The sequence below is a fragment of the Halorubrum trapanicum genome, from assembly GCF_002355655.1.
Lineage (GTDB): Archaea > Halobacteriota > Halobacteria > Halobacteriales > Haloferacaceae > Halorubrum > Halorubrum trapanicum_A.
Window position 1 is genome coordinate 764,575 of sequence record NZ_AP017569.1, and the last position, 19,294, is coordinate 783,868.

Below are 19,294 nucleotides of genomic sequence, written 5' to 3' on the forward strand. Positions count from 1 at the left end.
AGAGGCGATTCTGCGCTTGGCGCGTCGGAGACGCGTTTCACACGGTAGCCGCGACGGAACGCTGATGGGGATGACGGCCGCGCCGAGTCGCCGTGGGGGTGACGACCGGCGAGGCTATCGCCGCCCGGTACGGGCTTCGACCGGGCACGCACCGCCGGGGGATTCGATCCCCGCCGTCTCGGCGCGCGGGCGGTGTCATCACACTCAGATTGAAGTCCGAACACGTATTTAGTCTTTTTCCTTATACACCTGTATTGTGTTCCGATTTCTTGTGCGTATCTGAATAGAAATCGAGTGTATTCACGACGCACGTCCGGTTAGTATCGGAATAATTCGCCGGCTTCGGTGCGCGACTCGGCCCGTCGGATCGCCGCTCCGTCCCCGTTTCGGAACCCTTATTTTTCCGTCCGGGAAACGAAGTATGCGTGCCGGAGTAGCTCAGCTGGCAGAGCGATTCCTTCGTAAGGAATAGGTCGGGGGTTCAAATCCCCCCTCCGGCTCTTCTGACCGAACGCCGCAAACCGGAGAGCCTTGCCCGCCGCGTTGTCGCTACTTTCGTCCCCTCGATCGACCGATTCCGATCGTTCGGTCACCTCCTCGCGCGAAGCAGTTTATATTATCCAAACAATATTAGGCGTGTGATTATCTGCCACGGACGCATATCGGTTAATATGCGACCAAAATACGACTGCGACGGAGAAGAAGTGTACGAGTGTTTCGAATGCGGTCGGCGGACCGGCTCGCCCGGCGAGTGCGAGTGCGGGGGTGAACTGCTCCACATCGGCCGCTCCCGGGACCTGTGAGTCGGGTCGAACAGAATCGGATCGAACAGAATCGGCCGCGGACCGCCGTCGGTCCGGTCAGTCGTTGCTAGCGTCGCGCTCGTCGCTCTCGCTCGTCCCGCCGCTCTCCCCGTCGCCGTTCTCGTCGTCGCCTCCGTCGCCGTCCTCGCCCGCGTCCGCCTCGGGGTCGTAGTCGGGCAGCGAGAGGACGTTCTCGCGGCCCAGTCGGAAGCCGTCGAGGTCGCCCTCGTCGCGCAGCCCCGTCACCACCTGACTCGTCTTCGCGGCGGTCCAGTCTAACTCCTCGGCCACCTGCTTCTGTTTCATCCGCCCGCCCTCCGACTCGATCAGCCGAAGCACCTGCTCCTCGTTGCTCAACAGGTCGCCGTCGACGGGCGCCGCCTCGTCCGACCCGCTCTCCGATTCGCCGGCGGCGTTCGCGTCGTCGCCGTCGGACTCCGGCCCGTCGCTCGCGGCCGCGCCGGCGCCCGCAGCGCCCGCCGCCTCCGCGGTCGCGTCGCTCTCGGTCGCGGGGTCTCCGCCACCGCCCGCGGCGACTCCCGCTTCCTCGCCGTCCCCGTCGTCCCGCCGACGGTAAACGACGGCGCCGCCGGCGACGACGAGGACGGCGAAGAGCGCGACGAGTCCGGCCGCCGGGAACCCGGAGAGCGGCCCCGCGGGCGCGACCGAGATCCGCGGCTGGCCGGCCGAGAAGTCGACCGGCCCGTTCCAGACGACGGACCGCTCGCGCACCTCGCTGGGATCCGGCGTCGTCTCCGCGAGGCGATACCCCTCCGGCCACGAGACGATGAGCGACGAGGAGTCGTCTAAGAACAGCCCGTCGACCGCGTCGCCGACGCGCAGCCGGTCGCCGTCGACGGCGGCGAAGTTCGTCCACTCGAACCGGTAGGTCAACACGCCGTACGCCTGCGGGAGTTCGCGCCGCTCGGCGGTGACGGTCGCGTTCGAGATCGTCATGTTGCGGCCCGTCGCCGACTCGGCGGTCTCGGCGGTCGAGGCCATCCGGTCGCGGAATCGGGTCGTGTACGCCTCCGTGTCGTTCGCCACGTCCGCGCGGAGCTGTTCGAACGCCCGCTCCTCTTCGTCGGTCGCGAGGCGGATCCGGTACTCGACGGTCCACTCCGCGTCGCCGTCGGGCTGGACGGCGACCTCCAGCGACACGTCGTCCGGTTCGACGTCCATCTGGGCGAAGCCGCCCTCGAACGGGACCGCGCCCGCGCCGCCTGCGCCGAGCGCGAGACCGACGGCTCCGAGGAGGGCGAGAACGGCGAGGAAGATCGGCGCTCGCTGCACAGACTGATTCACACGGACGGCCGGTAAATTCCTTCCCATCCGGGACGGGATCGGCCCGCGGGCGCGGGTCGGCTCGCGTCGGGAGCGGCGCTCACGGCGCGGCGCGGATCACGCAGCGATGCGCGAGAGACTCCCGGCGACCGTCGCCGGAGCGCCCGCCGCACCGTCGGGCGTCGGGGCGTCCGCGTCGTCGGTCGAATCGTTCCCGTCGGGACCGCCGTCGCTCGGACCGGCTCCGCTCGGACCGCCGTCGCTCTCGGACCCGGTTCCGGAGTCGACAGGCGGGCCGGTCGACGCGTTGCCGGATCCGTTGTCAGTGGCGTTCCCGGACGCCGGCGGGGTAAACGGATTCGACCGGTTCACGTCACCAGTCTCCGGCCCGTTCACGCTCCCCGCACCCGGCGGTCCGGCGGACCCGTTATCGGAACCACCGAGCGACCCGTTTCCCGGGTCCGCTCCCGGTGGTCCGATCGATCCGTTCGACGCTCCCGGCGCTCCCCCGAATCCGTCTCCCGGACCGCCACCGCGCGATCCCTCGCCGGGCGGCCCCGCGTCGCCGGGCGGGCCGCGTTCGGTCCCGTTCTCGGGCGGCCCCCGGCGTTCCGGACCGACCGGCCCCCCGACGCCCTCGCCGGCCACGCCGCGGGCGATGGCGGCGACCTCGGGGCCGCTGAGCTCGTTCGCGCGCTCGCGCAGCGTCGCCAGCCGCTCCTCGTCGACGCCCGTCTCATTGCGGACGGCGGCCGGGAGTTCGGCGGCCGCCCTCGCGCTCCGGTTCAGCGTCCGGGAGAGCGTCTCGATCCGGGCGGTCGTCGTCGCCATCCGCGCGGCGTACTCCCCCTGACTCAACTCGCCGGCCGCGCGGCGCTCGCGCAGTTCCTGCTGTCGCGCTTCGAGTTCCGCGAGCCGCTCTTCGGTCCGGTTCAGCCGCTCCGCCACGACGGCGGCGCGGCTCTCGTTGGTCTCGGACCGTCGAAGCGCGACCTCGAACGCCCGCGACTCGACCTCGCCCTCGATCTCGGCGCCCTGGACGCCGACGACCCCGGCGAGCCGCTCGCCGGGGCTGAGGTCGAGCGTCTCGTTCGCGGCGCCCGAGTTCGCACCGCTCCCGTTGGGCGCGTCGGTCTGTGCGGTCACCACTCCCGCCGGCGCGGCGGCGGCGGCCCCCGCGATCACCACCGCGGCGACGGCCGCGACGACGAGGCTTGCAATCCATCGATTCATTACCTGCGTGTCCGCACTCCGTCCCTATATACCCGAAACTCCGTTAAGCCGGATCAACGCGGATTAATCGCACGACGTGACGGGGCGTCGGGGGTCAGTACGTCTTCGCGAAGTAGGCGGTCCGCTCGGCGGCCTCGTCGCACATCGCGCAGGTCTCGCCGTGGTCCCCGTCGGCGAGGGGGTCCTCGTCCTCGAACGGGACCATCACGATCTCGGCGGCCAGCGGCTCCTTGATCGGCTCCTCGCAGGCCTCGTCGCCGCACCACGGCGCCTTCACGTAGCCGCCGTGCTGGCCGAGCGTGCCGAGGATATCGGCGCGGTCGTCGGCCTCGCGCACGCCGTCGTCGAGGGTCTCCTCGGCGGTCGCGTACAGCTTGGCGTAGATCTCGTCGAAGTGGTCGCGGACCGTGTCGGCGACGCCGTCGCGGTCGACCGTGACGCTCTCCCCGTCGGGGCGGTGGACGAGCGTCAGCTCCTCGTCGTCCACCTCGTGGGGGCCGATCTCGATTCGGAGCGGGATCCCGTTCAGCTCGTGTTCGTTGAACTTGAAGCCGGGATTGCGCTCGTCGCGGTCGTCGAGCTCGACGCGGATCCCGGCCTCGTCGAGCTCGTCGACCACGCCCTCGGCGTAGTCGAGCACGTCGTCTTTCGTGTCCTCCTGCCAGATGGGGACGACGACGACCTGCGTGGGCGCGACCGTGTGCGGCAGGACGAGCCCCTGCTCGTCGGAGTGGGTCATGATCAGCGCGCCCAGCGCGCGCCACGAGAGGCCCCACGAGGTGGTGTGGGCGGTCCGCTCCTCCTCGTCCTCGTCGGAGTAGGTGATGTCGAACGCCTCCGCGAACGACTGGCCGAGGTGGTGGGAGGTGCCGGCCTGGACCGACTTCCCGTCGGGCATCAGCGCCTCGACGGTCGTCGTCGTGTCCGCGCCGGGGAACTTGTCGTGGTCCGGCTTCTGGCCCTTCAGGACCGGGAGCGCCAGCAGGTCCTCGTAGACGGACTCGTACTGGTCGAGCCGCGTCATCGTCTCCTCCCACGCGTCCTCGCTCGTCGCGTGCGCGGTGTGGCCCTCCTGCCAGAGGAACTCCTTCGTGCGGAAGAACGGCTTCGTCTCGGTCGCCTCCCACCGGACGACGGAGCACCACTGGTTCACGCGCAGCGGGAGGTCGCGGTGGCTGCGGACCCACTGCGAGATGTACGGCGTGATGATCGACTCGGAGGTGGGGCGGACGGCGAGCCGCTCTTCGAGCTCCTTGTTGCCCGCCTCGTCGACCCACGCGACCTCGGGGTCGAACCCCTCGACGATGTCCTTCTCTCGTTCGAGGTACGACTCGGGGATGAAGAGGGGGAAGTAGGCGTTCTGGACGCCGGTGTCCTTGAACTTCGCGTCGAGGAACCCCTGGAGCCGCTCCCAGACCGCGTACGCCCGCGGACGGGTGACGATGAAGCCGCTCATCCCCTCGGGTCCGTAGTCTGCGAGGCCCGCCTTCTGTACGACCTCGGCGTACCACTCGCCGGTGTTGTGCGTCTTGGACTCGGTGATCCCGAGTTCCTGGTCGTCGTCGCTCATTACTCTCGAAAGCGGGTGTCGCGGGCTTAAAAGGTCCGAACCCGAGCGCCGCGGCGCCCCGAATCACCGTCGAGCGTTCACGTCCCGCACCGACGGAATCCGCGGAAACGTTAACCGCCTCGCGTCGCCAAACTCGGCCATGGACCTGTCGGGGCTGCGCCGACACGCGCCGCAGTCGCTCGCCGGCCGGCGGGAGGCCGCGGTGCTGGCGCCGGTGATCGCGCGCGACGGCGAGGCCCACCTGCTGTTCACCAAGCGCGCCGCGCACCTCGGCGAACACCCCGGACAGATGAGCTTCCCCGGCGGCGGCCGCGAGCCGATCGACCGAACGCTGACGGACACCGCGTTACGCGAGGCCGACGAGGAGGTCGGCATGCGCCCGACGGAGGTCGACGTGGTCGGCCGGCTCGACGACACGCGCACGTCGAGCAAGTACGCGGTCCGCCCGTTCGTCGGCGTCGCGCCCGACCGCGAGTACGTCCCGGACGAGTCGGAGGTCGCGGAGGTGGCGATCCTCGCCGTCGACGCGCTCACCGATCCCGCGAACTACGAGTCGGAGCGCCGCGTCGACCACCCGGAGTACGGCGACCACCGCGTCCACTACTTCCACGTCGGCGGCTACACCGTCTGGGGCGTGACGGGCCGGATGGTCGTCCAGCTGCTGGAGCGGACGACCGACTGGCGCGCGCCCGCCGAACCGGACCGCGTGGTCGGCGCGGACGCCGAGCTGCCGATCTGAGTTGTATATCCCGTGGGTCGTTCTCTTATAAATAACTGGCAGTAGATCGGCGGCGAGCAGTGCCAAACTCTCAGCCGCTCCCTTATAAATGGCTAACAGTGGGACGGCGGCGAACACCGCCAAAGCCCCAGCCGCTCGCTTATAAACTGCTACGTACGGATCGATCACGAACACCGCCAAAGCCCCAGCCGCGAGGACGGCGCACGCTCGCTGCGCGCTTCGGTCGTTCGCTTCGCTCACTCCCTCCAGTGCTTGCGTCGCCTGCGCCGTCCTCGCGCCTGCCCCTTTGAGTCCCACCCGCACGGCACCGCACAGCACCTCACGCCTCCCCAGCCTCGTCGGCGGCCCTCCGCTTCGCTCCGGACCGCCGACTCCCTCGCGCGTGCTCCTCGCGGCCTCCGCTTCGCTCCGGCCGCTCGCAGGCACGCGCCACCGCCGAGATTTATAAGCGATGCTCGTCACCGTTCTCGGCTATTTAAATATCGGATCGCTCGCGGTTCGGCGAAAAGCGACGGTCGTGCCGGATCCTGCGGACCTTTGTCGCTGGCGCGGTCACTCGGTGGTATGCCACGCGAGTTCGACTTCGACTTCGACCTGCTCCGAGAGCTGACCGAGGCCCGCGGCGTCCCCGGCTACGAGGACGACGTCCGCGAGATCGTCCGCCGCGAGTTCGCCGAGAGCGTCGACCGCGTCCGGAGCGACGCGATGGGCAACGTCGTCGGCACGATCGAGGGCGACTCGGACTACTCGGTCGCCGTCGCCGCCCACATGGACGAGATCGGGTTCATGGTCCGCCACGTCACCGACGAGGGGTTCGTCCAGGTCGACCCGCTCGGCGGGTTCGACGCCCGTGTGCTGCGCGCGCAGCGCGTCACCGTCCACGGCGACGAGGACTTCACGGGCGTCATCGGATCCGTCCCGCCGCACACGCTCACGGAGGAGCAGCAGGAGAAAGACGACGAGGTGAAAGACGTCTTCATCGACCTCGGCCGCGACGCCGAGGCGGTCGAGGAGTTGGTGAGCGTCGGCGACCTCGTCACCCTCGACCAGACGACGACGCGCATGGGCGACCGGATCACGGGGAAGGCGCTCGACGACCGGATCTGCCTGTTCGCGATGCTGGAGGCCGCCCGCCGGATCGAGGATCCTGAGGTGACGATCCACTTCGCCGCGACCGTCCAAGAGGAGGTCGGGCTCCGCGGCGCGCGGGCGCTCGGCGTCGACGTCGACCCGGACCTCGCGGTCGCCTTAGACGTCACCGTCGCCAACGACGTGCCCCAGATCGGCGACCCGGCCGACGCCGTCACCGAACTGGGCGAGGGGACGGCGGTGAAGCTGAAGGACTCCTCGGTGATCACCAGCCCGAAGGTTCACCGTCGGCTCACCGAGGTCGCCGAGGACCAAGAGATCGACCACCAGCACGAGGTGCTGCCCGCGGGCGGCACCGACACCGCGGGGTTCCAGCACACGGCGGGCGCGAAGCCCGTCGGGGCCATCTCGATCCCGACGCGGTACCTCCACACGGTCACCGAGACCGCCGACGGCGGCGACGTCGAGGCGACGATCGACCTGCTGACGGCCTTCTTGGAGTCCGAGACGGGCGAACACGATTACACGCTCTGAACGGGTACTCCGTCGCCCCGCCGTGTCCGAGATCAGTCGTCGCCGGGGACGGCCCCGCCCGGATCCCGGCGAGCGCGGTGAGCCCCCCGCGCCTGCCACGCGAAGCCCGTGGTCGCGAACGCGATGAACCCGGCCGCGAGCAGGAACCCCGTCTCGGTGGTCGTCCAGTCCATCGTGGTACCGACCAGCACGGGCCCGACGACCTGCCCGACCTTCCACGAGACGGAGCGTAAGCTCATCGCGCTGGCGACGGAGTCGTACGCCTCGCCCTCGCTGACGAACAGCGACATGCTCGCCGGCAGCCGGATCGAGTCGGCGATCCCGAGCAGCGAGTAGGCGCCGAACAGCACGAAGAAGGCCCCGCCGAGCGTCTGCGAGTCCCCGAGGTACGAGGCGGTGACGGGCGACAGCGTCCCCTCGAAGTACGCCGCGAGCGGGATGACCGCGGTGCCGACGCCGTACAGGAGCGCGCCGACCGCGACGAACAGGTAGGTGCGCTCGTAGCGGTCGGTGAGGTCGCCGACGAACCCCTGCGTGAGCGCCTTCGTCAGCTTCCCGCCCGCCATGATCCAACCGATCGCGAACGCGGAGATGCCGAACGACGTCCGCGCGTAGATGGGGAGGAAGATGATCACCGCCATCTTGCCGACGCTGAAGGTAAACCGGAAGAAGACGAGCGCGCGCAACATCGGGAGGCCGAGCAGCGACCGGAACGTCTCGATCCCGCCCGCGTCCTCCGGGCTCTTCCGGCCGCCGGGGTTGTCGCGGAGGAACGCGAAGACGAGCGCGAACGCCGCGAGCGTGACGACGGTCAAGACGAGGTACGTCTCGGAGAAGCCGTAGGCGTAGAGGAGGTAGCCGCCGACCAGGTCGCCCGCGAGCGACGAGACGGAGGCGAACTGGTTGTACGAGCCGAGCCACCGCCCCCGCTCGTCGTCGGGGCTGATCTCGCCGATCACCGTCGCGCCCGTGATCCAGAGGACGCTCGCGCCGAGCCCCTGGACCATCCGCACGAGGATGATGTGGACCGAGCTGTCGACCAGCGCGAAGCCGACGAAGACGGCGACGTTGATCAGGAACCCGCCGAGCAGCCACCGCTTCGCGTTGCCGGTGTCCACCTTCCGACCCAGCGGGAGGACGATGACCAGCTGGACGATCGCGAAGGCGGTGCCGAAGAGTCCCTCGACGAACCCGGTGGTGCCGAACAGGTCCGCGTACAGCGCCAGCGCGATGAGGATCGTCGAGTACGCCTGGCTACGGGCGAACGCGGTCCCGGCGAGCGCCGCGAACTCCCGGTCCCCGAGCAGCCGTACCGAGTTGCCGAACTGGGACACGGTCGTCTCTGATCCGAGTCAAGGGGAGCCCGAAAAAAAAGCGCCGTCGATCCGGCGGTCCGCGTGGGGTTATCGTTTCAAGCGGGCGAGACGCGAGTCGGGCGCGACGCCGACCCGCGACGAGCGGCGTTCCAGCGTCGAAATAATGGCCGGTTAATTCATACGAGAGTGTATACAATTCCGGCTACATCGCATGCGTCGTCGACAGTACGTGCGAGCGCTCGGCCTCGGCGGTGCCGCCTCGCTGGCCGGCTGTGCGAACCGGACCGCGGAGAGCCCGCCCGACCTCGGCTCGCTGACGCTCGCCACCGCCACGACGGCGTACGACAGCGGGCTGCTGCCCGTCCTGAACCGAGGGTACGCCGACCAGTTCGGCGCGGGGGTGGAGTCGGTCGTGCGCGGGACGGGGGCCTCACTCCGCACCGCCCGGGACGGCGACTGCGACGTCGTGCTCGTCCACGCCCGCCCGCTTGAAGACGAGTTCATCCGCGCCGGACACGGGATCAATCGACGCCGGGTGATGGTCAACGACTTCCTAGTTGTCGGGCCGCCCGACGACCCCGCGGGCGTCGCCGGAAAAGATCCCCTGTCGGCGTTCAAAGCCATCGCCGACGCGGGGGCGAGGTTCCTGTCGCGGGGCGATCGGTCGGGAACGCACATCCGGGAGCGCCGGATCTGGGACGAGGCGGGGGTCGATCCCGGCGGCGAGTGGTACCTCGAGACCGGTCAGGGGATGGGCGACACGCTGACGATCGCTCGGCAGTCGGGCGCCTACACCCTCGTCGACCGCGGCACCTTCCTCGCCGTGGGCGGCGACGGCACTCTGGCGCGGCACGTCGACTTCGGGATCGACGACCCGCCACCGCTGCTCCGAAACGAGTACGCCGTCATCCCGGTCAATCCCGCCCGACACGACGCAGGGTACGCGCTCGCCATGTCCTACGTCGGCTACCTCACCGGCCCCGGACAGTCGCGGATCGAGGAGTTCCGGGTCGACGGGGAGCGGGCGTTCCGACCGCTCGCCCGCTCGGCCCAACCCGCGTTCGAGCAGTACGTCCCGAGCGACTGGCCGGAGTAGGAGTGCGGGCGACGGCGGTCCCGGGGTTAGCGCCCTGGCTCGCCGGTATCAGTCGTGTCGGAAGCAGCGCGACCCGGTGAACGCCATCGCCATGTCGCGCTCGTCGGCCGCGGCGATCACGTCCTCGTCGTTGACGGAGCCGCCCGGCTGGATCACGGCCTCGATGCCGGCGTCGGCCGCCTCCTCGACCGCGTCCGGGAACGGGAAGAAAGCGTCCGAGGCCATCACGGCGCCCTCGGCGGACTTGCCCTCGGCGTCCTTCTCGGCCTTCATCGCCGCGAGCGTCACGGCGTCGACGCGGGACACCTGCCCCATCCCGACGCCGACCGTCTCGGTGCCGGTCGCGAAGAGGATGCCGTTCGACTTCACGTGTTTCAGCGTCTTCCACGCGAACAGCATCGTCTCGACCTGCTCGTCGGTCGGCTCGCGCTCGCTGACGACCTCCAGGCCGTCGGCGGTCGGGGACTGCCGGTCGCGCTCCTGGACGAGGCGGCCGCCGACGATGGGCTTCTCGGTGAACCGCTCGGAGAAGCGGTCGTCGCCATCGCCGAGCGGGCCGACGTCGAGCACGCGGAGGTTCTTCTTCTCGCGGAGCACGTCGAGCGCGCTGTCGGTGTAGCCGGGCGCGACGACGACCTCCTTGAACGAGTCGGCGACCGCGGTGGCGGTGTCGGCGTCGCACTCGCGGTTGAGGGCGACGATGCCGCCGAAGGCGGACTTCGCGTCGGTGCGCAGCGCGCGGTCGTACGCGTCCGCGAGGTCGGACCCGACCGCGCAGCCGGCGGGGTTCGTGTGCTTGATCACCGCGGCCGCCGGCTCGTCGAACTCCTTGACGAGGTCGAGCGCGGCGTCGGCGTCGTTGTAGTTGTTGTACCCCATCCCCTTCGCGCCGGGGTTCAGCTGGTCGGCGTCGACGACGCTCGCCTCCTCGCAGCCGTCGTCGACGTACAGGGCGGCGTCCTGATGCGGGTTCTCGCCGTACCGGAGCGTGTCGGTGCGCTCCTCCGAGACGAACCGCCGCTCCGGGAAGTCGCCGCCCACGTCGCCCTCGACCGCGACGCCGACGGGCTCGCCGTCGGCGTTCCGCTCGACCGTCACCCGGTCCTCGGCGAACCAGCGGACCGCCCGCGGGTACGCCGTGAACTCGGCCTCGCGGAGGACGCGCGCCTTCAGCGAGTCGGCGTCGTCGTCCTCGTACACCGGGATCGGCTCCTGCGTGACGACCGGGCCGGCGTCGACCTCCTCGGTGACGACGTGGACCGTACAGCCTGTCGTCCGGACGCCGGCGTCGAGGACCTGCTCGTGGGCGTCCGTGCCGGGGAACGCCGGGAGCAGCGACGGGTGGACGTTCAGCGTCGTCGGGACGGCGTCGAGGAACTCGTCGGTGAGCACGCGCATGTAGCCGTCGAGGCAGACGAGGTCGACGTCGTAGTCCGACAGGCGCTCGACGATGCGGCGCTCGTGCGACTCGCGCGACTCGCCCTCGTCGCGCTCGACGACCTCGGTCGGGATCCGGCGCTCGGTCGCGGCCCCTAACACGGGCGCCTGCTCGCGGTTCGTCAGGACGACCGACAGCTCCGCGCCCCCGGGCGCGGCGTCGGCGATGTGTCTGAGGTTCCGTCCCCGGTTGCTCGCGAGTCCCGCGATCTTCATACGCGAACGTCCGACCGATCGGGTATATCGATTGCGGTCCGCGCCGCGGTTGTGTACACGTCTGCGGATCGGAACGGGCGATCGACGCGCTTCGAGGCGGCTACGGATCCACGTCCGTGCGACGCCTCATCGACACGCTTTTGCTGGCGCCGTGGGCAGTCGCGGACATGACCGACGACTCCGAACCGGCGGCCGACGACTCCGAACCGACGGGCGACGACGCCATCGCCGGCCTGTCGCGCTCGGACCCGCTCGCAGCCGTCTCCCCCCTCGACGGGCGGTACGCCGGCCGGACGGCACCGCTGTCCCCGTACGCGAGCGAGGCCGCGCTGATGCGCGCCCGGACTCGCGTCGAGGTCGAGTACCTGATCGCGCTGGCGGGCCTCGACGCGACCCCTGTCGGCTTCGACGAGGCGACCGAGACCGCGCTGCGCGGCGTCTACAGGGATTTCGACGCCGAGGACGCGCGGCTGATCAAGGCGCTGGAGACCGAGGGCGGCGCGGGGTACGACGCGACCAACCACGACGTGAAGGCGGTCGAGTACTTCCTCCGCGTCCGGCTGGCGGAGGTCGCCGATGGCGGGGCGGACGGGGACGCCGCCGCCCCGCTCGACGACGCCGAGTCGCTGTTCCCGTGGATCCACTTCGGGCTCACCAGCGAGGACGTGAACAACCTCGCGCACCGGCTCCTCGTCAAGCGCGCGGTGAGCGAGGTGATCGTTCCCGCGGTCCGCGAGGTGCGCGACGCCCTCGTCGAACTGGCGCACGAACACCGAGCCACGCCGATGCTGGCGCGCACGCACGGCCAGCCCGCGACGCCGACCACGTTCGGCAAGGAGATGGCGGTGTACGCGGCGCGGCTCGGCCGCGCGCTCGGGCGGATCGTCGTCGCGAACGAGGACCTCTCCGGCAAGCTCGCGGGCGCCTCCGGCACCTTCGCCGCCCACGAGGCCGCCTACCCCGACGTCGACTGGCGGGCGTTCTCGGAGTCGTTCGTCCGTGACCTCGACCTCGAACACACCGCGCTCGCGACGCAGGTGAACCCCTGCGACGACCTCGCGGCGCTGTTCGACGCGCTTCGCGGCGTCAACGACGTCCTCCTCGATCTGGACCTCGACGCGTGGCTGTACGTCTCCGACCGCTACCTCGGGCAGGAGGCCGTCGAGGGCGAGACGGGGTCGTCGACGATGCCCCACAAGGTGAACCCGATCGACTTCGAGAACAGCGAGGGGAACCTCTCGAAGGCGAACTCGGACCTGACGTTCCTCGCCGACTACGTGACGACCTCGCGGCTCCAGCGCGACCTCTCCGACTCCACGGTCAAGCGCAACGTCGGCGCCGCCTTAGCGCACTGCCTGATCGGCTACTCGAAGGCCGCGGACGGCCTCGCCAAGGTCGTCCCGAACGAGGCGGTCATGCGCGAGGAGCTGGACGCGACCCCCGAGGTTATCGGCGAGGCGGTCCAGACGGTCCTGCGCCGCGAGGGCGACACCGAGGCGTACGAGCGCGTGAAGGCGCTCTCGCGCGGCCGGTCGGTGACGCTCGACGACTTCCGCGACCTCTTCGACGACCTCGACGTCGACGAGGCGGTCCGCGCGGAGCTGAAGGCACTGACGCCGGCCGGCTACACCGGCGTCGCCGAGGAGCTCGTCGACGAGATCGACGCATAGCGGGAACGACGCGTACCGAGAACGACTCAGCGCGTCGAACGGCTCCCGGGAGAACCAAACGAGCGCGTCAGAGAGGAGCCCGTAGCGGTCTGCTTTTCGGATGTATTTTCGTTCGAACCAGCGAGTCCCTGAACGGTGCCACCTGATCGGTCAGTGATAATTCACACGGCGCCAAAAGAAGTTTATCACTCGCAGTATCAGTCGTGATCGATGCCCTCCGAAGACGACGAGACGACGTACTCGATGTTCGGCAACGACGCGGCCAACGAGTTGGGCCGACCCGCGGACGACGACCGCGTAGACCCAGACGCGGCGGGGCTCGGCGACGGCGAGGACGGCTGTCCGAAGTGCGGCGACACCGAGACGGAGACCGACGAGATCGCCACCAGCGGCACGGGCCTCACCAAGATGTTCGACGTCCAGAACCGGAAGTTCGTCGTCGTCTCCTGCGCAGAGTGCGGCTACTCCGAGCTGTACAAGGGGCAGTCGTCCGGGAACGCGATCGACTTCTTCCTCGGGTGAGTCGCCGGGAGAGCGACCGATTTTTGTCGGACGCGGAACCAGTCGCGGTATGGTCTCCCTCCGACCGCTCGCAGCCCTCCCCGTCGTCGGCGTCGTCGCCGACGCGCGCACGTATCGTCACCTGCTGTACCTGCTGATCGCGGTTCCGCTGGGGTTCCTCTATTCGGGAATCGGGTCGTTCGCGCTCGTGTTCGGACTCGTCTTCTCGGTCGTCCTCGTCGGAGTCGGCCTCTTGGTCGCGGCCGTCGTCGGCTCGCGGCTCGTCGCCGGGCTCGAACGCTGGCTGGCGAACCGTCTGCTCGGGACCGATCTGGCCGCGCCGGACGACCTCCGCGCCGCCGCGGACGACGGCGACGCGGGCGCGGTCGCGACGGTTCGCGCCTACCTCGCGGCGCCGTCGACGTGGCGCGGGCTCGGGTTCCTCTCGCTGAAGTTCTGGGTCACGGTAGTGGCGTTCGCGCCGCTCGCCGTCCTCGCGCAGGCGCTCTCGCTCGTCGCCGCCCCGGTCCGGTACCCCTACTCGACGCAGTTCGGCGAGGTGAACGGCGAGCCAGCGGTGTGGGCGATCGACACCGCGCCCGAGGCGGCGCTCGCGGCGGGACTCGGTGTCGCCGGACTCCTCGTCGGCCTCCACCTGACGAACCTGATCGCGAGCGGCGCCCGCCTGATGGCCGAAGCGTTGCTCGGCGACGACGCCGAGAGCGACGCCGAGCCGGCCGGCGACGACGGCGGTGCGGAGAGCGGCGCCGAGCGCGTCACCGTCGACGGCGACGCGGCCGATCGCGAGGGCGATGCCGGCCGGAACCGCGACGGCGACCGCGATTCGGAGGAAGGGAACGAGTCGGGTGAGGGGTCCGACTCCGACTCCGACGCCGACGGCTTCGAGTTCGACGCGGACCCCGCCGACTCCGACGCGAGCCCCCGCGATCCCGACGCGGACCGGGACGAACGCGACTGAGCCGCCCGGAGCGCTTATTCGCTTCCGACCGTCAGGACGGACATGGCGCCGACGCTCGTGAGCGCGGCCGTGGGGGCGCTGCTCGCGGCCGCGCTGCTGGGGGACGCCTTCGACCGGCGCGCGGTCGCGGTCGTCGTCGCGGCCGCGCTCGCTCCCTCCCTCGACGCGGCCGCGAGCCTCGCCGTGCCGGGCGCGACGAACGCCCTCCTCCACGCGGTCTGGGTGCCCCTTCTCGTCGGCGGACTGCTGTACTGGGACGCGACGCTGCGATCGTCGTCGGCCCTCCGCGAGCGGTGGGGTCCGCGCGGCGTGCGAGTCGCGTGGGTCGCGCTCGCGTCGTTCGTCGTCGCGGGGATCGGGTCGGCGCTGTTCGCCGGCGAGGGCGCGGCGCTCCTCTACCCGCTGGAGGACGCGCGCTACGTCGTCCGCGGGCGGCTCGTGTTCTCGACGCGGGAAGGGGTCGTCCAGACGTTCGTCGCGCCGGACGCGGAGGGACCGGGGATCCTGCCGTTAGCGCGCGTCGGCGGGGCGGTCGCCGACCCGGTCGCCTCGTGGGTGAACCCCGACGGGCGCCCCGGCCTCGACCCGGGCGCCGACCGGGAGGTCAGGCTCGTCGACGGCGGGTGGCAGCTGGTCGTCGTCGCCGCCGCGGCCGCGACGCTCGCGGTCCGGTTCCGGGGGCGCGGCGGGAGCGGGGCGACGGACGGCGGGGACGCGGCGACGGACGGCGAGGTGAGCCGCTGAATGCCCTCGACTGTCGTCCACGCCGGGTTCGCGCTGCTGCTCGCGGCGGGGCTGCTCGGGGCGTACTACGACCGGCGGGCGCTCGCGGTCCTGCTCGTCGTCCTCGTGATACCGGAGGCGGACAGCTTCCTCGGGCTGGTCATGGACGGCGCGCACCGCACCGTCGGCCACAACTTCGTCCTCCCCGCGGTCGCCGCGCTGGCGCTGTACTACGACACGCGGGCCCGGGAGGAGTCGTGGATCCGCCGGCGGCTCTCGCCGCGGTGGGTCGCGGTCGCGTGGGTCGCCCTCTTCGTCCACGTCTTCGCGCACGTCGCGATCGACTGGACCCACCTCGACGGAGTGAACGCGTTCTGGCCGCTCCGCGACCGCTTTTTCGCCCTCGACGGGGAGATTCTCTACTCGACCGCCGACGGGTTCGTCCAGACGTTCGTCGACGTGCGGATCGACCCCGACACCGGGACGCGGACGGTGGACGCGGGGGCCGGCGGCACCAGCGAGTCGGTCCACGTCAGCAACCCGGTCCAGCCGCGAGACCCGGACGTCGACGTCGAGGAGCCGGTGGACCGGCGGTTCCCGATCGCGAACAGCGGGTGGCGGCTCTACCTGATCGGGCTGGGGCTGTTCGCGCTCGGCGCCCGACGGCTCCAGGGGGACGGCCTCGGGGAGGACGCCTGACGGGTTCAGGACGACGTCCGCCGGGCGGGGAAGCCGCCCGACTGCGGGGTCCCTAACGTGGTAGACCGCAGGGTAAACCGCTCCGGACACGTAGTCGGCGGTGATGTCCACCCAACCGGACGCGGGACCGTCGGGGGCAGACGAACCGCTGGCCGGGGAGTCGATCGCGGTCGTCGGCGCCGGCTTCGGCGGGCTCTCCGCGGCCTGCTACCTCGCCGACGCGGGGGCGGACGTGACCGTCTTCGAGCGCAACGACCACCCCGGCGGGTACGCCGGGCGGATCGAGCGCGACGGGTTCCGGATCGACACCGGCCCCTCGTGGTACCTCATGCCGGAGGTGTTCGACCGGTTCTTCGAGCACTTCGGGCGGTCGACCGACGACTACTACGACCTCGTCGAGTTGGACCCGCTGTACGAGGTGATCTGGAAGGACGGCGACCGCGCGTCGATGCCGGCCGACCGAGAGGGACAGAAGGCGCTGTTCGAGTCCTACGAGGCGGGCGCGGGGGAGACCCTGGACGACTACCTCGAAGACGCCGCGGAGGCGTACGAGCTCGGGATGGACCGGTTCGTCTACCCGAGCCGGTCGCGGCTGCGCGACATGGTCGACGCCGACGTGTTCCGGTCCGGGCGGGCCCTGCCGAAGCTCCGCGAGATGGACGCGTACGTCGGCGACTACTTCGACAGCGAGAAGCTCCGGCAGATCGCCGAGTACAAGCTCGTCTTCCTCGGCGGCTCGCCGTACAACACGCCGGCCATCTACACGCTGATGAGCCACGTCGACATGAACCTCGGCGTCTACCACCCGGTCGGGGGGATCGCGAGCGTCGTCGACGCGATGGCCGACCTCGCGCGCGAACTCGGCGTCTCGATCCGGACGAGCGAGCCGGTGACCGCGATCGAGCCGTCGGTTCCGGCCGCGAAGCCGACGTTCGCCGTCGAGACGGAGCGGCGCGGGGGGGACGGTGACCCGGCCGCGACGGCGTCGAGCGACCGCTTCGACCGCGTGGTCGCGAACGCGGCCCCGCCGCACGTCGAACACGACCTCCTCCCGGAGGGGACCGTCGACCGCGAGTCGTACTGGGAGTCGCGGACGTACGCGCCCTCGGCGTACCTCGCGTACCTCGGCGTCGAGGGCGACGTGGACTTAGACCACCACACGCTGGTGTTCCCGACCGACTGGCGGCCGCACTTCGACGCCATCTTCGACGACCCCGCGTGGCCCGACGACCCCGCGTACTACGTCCATGTCCCCTCGAAGACGGACCCGGAGGCGGCGCCCGACGGCCACGAGGCCGTCTTCCTTCTCGTCCCGCTGGCGGCCGGGCTGGAGGACGACCCGGAGACGCGCGAGCGGTTCCGCGACCTGGTGTTCGACGACCTCGCCGAGCACGCCGGCGTCGACTTCCGCGACCGGATCGTCTTCGAGGAGACCGCGTGCGTCTCCGACTTCCGGCGGCGGTTCAACGCGCCGCGCGGCACCGCGCTGGCGCTGTCGCACACGCTCGGACAGACGGGGCCGCTCCGGCCCTCGCACCGCGCGCCGGGCGTCGACGGGCTCTACTACGTCGGCGCGTACACCAACCCCGGCATCGGGATGCCGATGTGCCTGCTCAGCGGCGAACACGTCGCCGACGCCGTCGTCGAGGACGCGACCGGCGGCGGCGTGCTCCCGTCGGTCGTCCCGACGTCGACGCTGCGGTGACCGGCCCGCCCACGTGACCGACGGCTGAAACGAACGTTATCCGTGTCCGGTTCCGAGGGGAAGACGACCGATGCGTAACGCAAGCGCCGTCGCCGCCGTCGCGCTGCTCGTGGTACTCGCCGGCTGCGGCGGGCTCGGCGGGGAGATATCCGGGCCCCTCGGAGCGCCGTCGCCGTCGATCGAGTCCGTCGACGCGCCGGAGTCGCTCGGCCACGACGAGCGGGCGACGGTCGAGGCGACGGTTCGGTGGGAGGGGCTCGCGGACGACGGCGACGACGCCGCGGGCGGGGGGTCGGCGAATGCGAACGCGACGCTCGACCCGGTCCGGGTGACGGTCCGCGTCGGCGACGCGACGCTGCTCGCGGAGAACCGGTCCGTCCCGGCGAACGGGTCGATGACGGTGACGGCCGCGGTCGACGCCGCGGCGCTCGACCCGGGCGAACACGAGATCAGGGTGACCGTCGGCGAGGCGACGGCGACCCGCGCCGTCGTCGTCGAGGAGGCGCGGCCGGCGACGTTCGCGGTCTCGGACGTCGAGGTCCCCGAGAGCGTGGCGTACGGCGAGGACCTCACCGTCACGGCGACCGTGGCGAACGAGGGCGACTTAGCGGGTGACCAGACCGTCCGGATCCGGTACGGGACCGGCGCGAGCGCGAACCGGACGGTCGCGCTCGACGGCGGCGCGGAGGGGGCGGTGTCCGTCACGTTCGCGGACGTGCGGCTCGACGGCGGCGACTACCCGGTCGTCGTGACGACCGCGAACCGGACGCGGGAGCGGGCCGTCTCGGTGATCCACCCGAGCCCGTACGGGAAGACGACGCTCGACCTGTACGTCGACGACGAGGCGGTCGACCGGAACGTCTCCGGGGTCGTCGCGTCCGCGACGGGATTCTGGGAGCGAACCGACGAGCGCTACCTCGGCTACCCGGTCGAGTACGAGCGCGTCGACGACGCGGACGACGCGGACGTCGTCCTCCGGTTCGAGCGCGTCGAGCGGTGCGGCGTGGAGGAGACCAACGAGACGCGGTACTTCGGCTGCGCGGACCTCCTCGTCGACGAGCCGCGGACGCCGATGACCGCGACCGTCGACCCCCGGATCTCCGACGCGGAGATGAACGCGACGATCATCCACGAGCTCGGCCACGTTCAGGGGCTCGAACACGGGGAGGGGCCCGCGGGGCTGATGGCCGCGACGAGCACGCTCGCGACGCACCAGCCGGTGAAGGTCCACCTGCGCGCCGACGACGGCGCGGTCACGGGCCCCGTCGAGGACGAGGTGGCCGCCACGCTCGACTACTTCGCGGCGCGCGACGATGTCACCGGGAGCGACCGGTTCGCGTGGGAGTTCGTCGACAGCGCGCGGGACGCGCACATCCAGATCACCTACGACGAGCGCGGCGACGTCTGCTTCGCCGACGGCGGCGGCTCCTGTACGGTCGACGGCGAGTACTACGGGCAGGAGGACGTGCGGCTGGAGGCGCTAGACGAGGAGGTCGTCGCGTGGCACGTCGGCGCGTCGCTGGCGCCGGTGCTGTTAGCGGAGGTGCCGCCGGAGTTGACTGGCGACGCGGAGCGGGGTGAGCGGGAGGCGTGGCCGGAGTAAGGCGGGAGAGTGCGGTACGACAAATTAGGCGTCCTGCGAGCGGAGTGACCGGAGCGAGGATCCGGCAGCCGATTTGATCGGTGGTCGGCATTTTTTG

The 19,294-nt window shown here is 70.8% G+C and carries 16 protein-coding genes and 1 tRNA gene; 12 read left to right on the forward strand and 5 right to left on the reverse strand.

Annotation, left to right across the window (positions count from 1 at the left end):
- Window positions 1–427: 427 nt before the first annotated feature.
- Both CPZ01_RS03785 and CPZ01_RS14950 read left to right on the forward strand, forming a co-directional pair.
- Window positions 428–500 (forward strand) — tRNA-Thr (locus CPZ01_RS03785).
- 171 nt (window positions 501–671) lie between these two features.
- Window positions 672–803 (forward strand): rubrerythrin-like domain-containing protein, encoded by a 132-nt coding sequence (locus CPZ01_RS14950; RefSeq protein WP_157745921.1) that lies wholly within the window; start codon window positions 672–674, stop codon window positions 801–803.
- 57 nt (window positions 804–860) lie between these two features.
- Here the strand turns inward: CPZ01_RS14950 and CPZ01_RS03790 are convergent, their stop codons facing one another.
- From CPZ01_RS03790 to proS, 3 genes are all read right to left on the reverse strand, one after another.
- Window positions 861–2,096, reverse strand: coding sequence for a helix-turn-helix transcriptional regulator (locus CPZ01_RS03790; protein ID WP_096393507.1), 1,236 nt, complete (start codon window positions 2,094–2,096; stop codon window positions 861–863).
- 108 nt (window positions 2,097–2,204) lie between these two features.
- A complete protein-coding gene (locus tag CPZ01_RS03795) occupies window positions 2,205–3,320 on the reverse strand; it encodes a hypothetical protein (RefSeq protein WP_096393508.1) in 1,116 nt (371 codons plus the stop codon).
- 94 nt (window positions 3,321–3,414) lie between these two features.
- Window positions 3,415–4,890 (reverse strand): proline--tRNA ligase, encoded by a 1,476-nt coding sequence (gene proS / locus CPZ01_RS03800; RefSeq protein ID WP_096393509.1) that lies wholly within the window; start codon window positions 4,888–4,890, stop codon window positions 3,415–3,417.
- A 139-nt stretch (window positions 4,891–5,029) separates the two neighbouring features.
- Here proS and CPZ01_RS03805 point away from each other — a divergent pair, with 139 nt between their 5' ends.
- Together CPZ01_RS03805 and CPZ01_RS03810 are read left to right on the forward strand one after the other, a co-directional pair.
- Window positions 5,030–5,629 (forward strand): NUDIX hydrolase, encoded by a 600-nt coding sequence (locus CPZ01_RS03805; RefSeq protein ID WP_096393510.1) that lies wholly within the window; start codon window positions 5,030–5,032, stop codon window positions 5,627–5,629.
- A gap of 564 nt (window positions 5,630–6,193) precedes the next feature.
- Complete coding sequence (locus tag CPZ01_RS03810; RefSeq protein ID WP_096393511.1) at window positions 6,194–7,252, forward strand: M42 family metallopeptidase; 1,059 nt, start codon at window positions 6,194–6,196, stop codon at window positions 7,250–7,252.
- A gap of 32 nt (window positions 7,253–7,284) precedes the next feature.
- Here the strand turns inward: CPZ01_RS03810 and CPZ01_RS03815 are convergent, their stop codons facing one another.
- Window positions 7,285–8,586, reverse strand: coding sequence for an MFS transporter (locus CPZ01_RS03815; RefSeq protein WP_096393512.1), 1,302 nt, complete (start codon window positions 8,584–8,586; stop codon window positions 7,285–7,287).
- A 193-nt stretch (window positions 8,587–8,779) separates the two neighbouring features.
- Here CPZ01_RS03815 and CPZ01_RS03820 point away from each other — a divergent pair, with 193 nt between their 5' ends.
- A complete protein-coding gene (locus CPZ01_RS03820; protein ID WP_096393513.1) occupies window positions 8,780–9,664 on the forward strand; it encodes an ABC transporter substrate-binding protein in 885 nt (294 codons plus the stop codon).
- A gap of 48 nt (window positions 9,665–9,712) precedes the next feature.
- Here CPZ01_RS03820 and purN read toward each other — a convergent pair whose 3' ends face one another.
- On the reverse strand, window positions 9,713–11,317 hold the full coding sequence (gene purN / locus CPZ01_RS03825) for a phosphoribosylglycinamide formyltransferase (protein ID WP_096393514.1): 1,605 nt from the start codon (window positions 11,315–11,317) through the stop codon (window positions 9,713–9,715).
- Window positions 11,318–11,484: 167 nt separating this feature from the next.
- Here purN and purB point away from each other — a divergent pair, with 167 nt between their 5' ends.
- The 7 genes from purB to CPZ01_RS03860 all read left to right on the forward strand — a co-directional run bounded on the left by purB (window position 11,485) and on the right by CPZ01_RS03860 (window position 19,197).
- On the forward strand, window positions 11,485–12,987 hold the full coding sequence (gene purB, locus CPZ01_RS03830) for an adenylosuccinate lyase (protein WP_096393515.1): 1,503 nt from the start codon (window positions 11,485–11,487) through the stop codon (window positions 12,985–12,987).
- A gap of 210 nt (window positions 12,988–13,197) precedes the next feature.
- Window positions 13,198–13,509: a zinc ribbon domain-containing protein gene (locus tag CPZ01_RS03835; protein ID WP_096393516.1), complete on the forward strand. Its 312-nt coding sequence runs from the start codon at window positions 13,198–13,200 to the stop codon at window positions 13,507–13,509.
- Window positions 13,510–13,558: 49 nt separating this feature from the next.
- A complete protein-coding gene (locus CPZ01_RS03840; RefSeq protein WP_096393517.1) occupies window positions 13,559–14,467 on the forward strand; it encodes a sensor domain-containing protein in 909 nt (302 codons plus the stop codon).
- A 42-nt stretch (window positions 14,468–14,509) separates the two neighbouring features.
- A complete protein-coding gene (locus CPZ01_RS03845) occupies window positions 14,510–15,211 on the forward strand; it encodes a hypothetical protein (protein ID WP_096393518.1) in 702 nt (233 codons plus the stop codon).
- Complete coding sequence (locus CPZ01_RS03850) at window positions 15,212–15,889, forward strand: metal-dependent hydrolase (protein WP_096393519.1); 678 nt, start codon at window positions 15,212–15,214, stop codon at window positions 15,887–15,889.
- A gap of 103 nt (window positions 15,890–15,992) precedes the next feature.
- Window positions 15,993–17,594 (forward strand): phytoene desaturase family protein, encoded by a 1,602-nt coding sequence (locus CPZ01_RS03855; RefSeq protein ID WP_096393520.1) that lies wholly within the window; start codon window positions 15,993–15,995, stop codon window positions 17,592–17,594.
- Window positions 17,595–17,664: 70 nt separating this feature from the next.
- The gene (locus CPZ01_RS03860) at window positions 17,665–19,197 is read left to right on the forward strand and encodes a Matrixin (RefSeq protein ID WP_096393521.1); all 1,533 of its coding nucleotides are present in this window, start codon (window positions 17,665–17,667) and stop codon (window positions 19,195–19,197) included.
- Window positions 19,198–19,294: the final 97 nt, after the last annotated feature.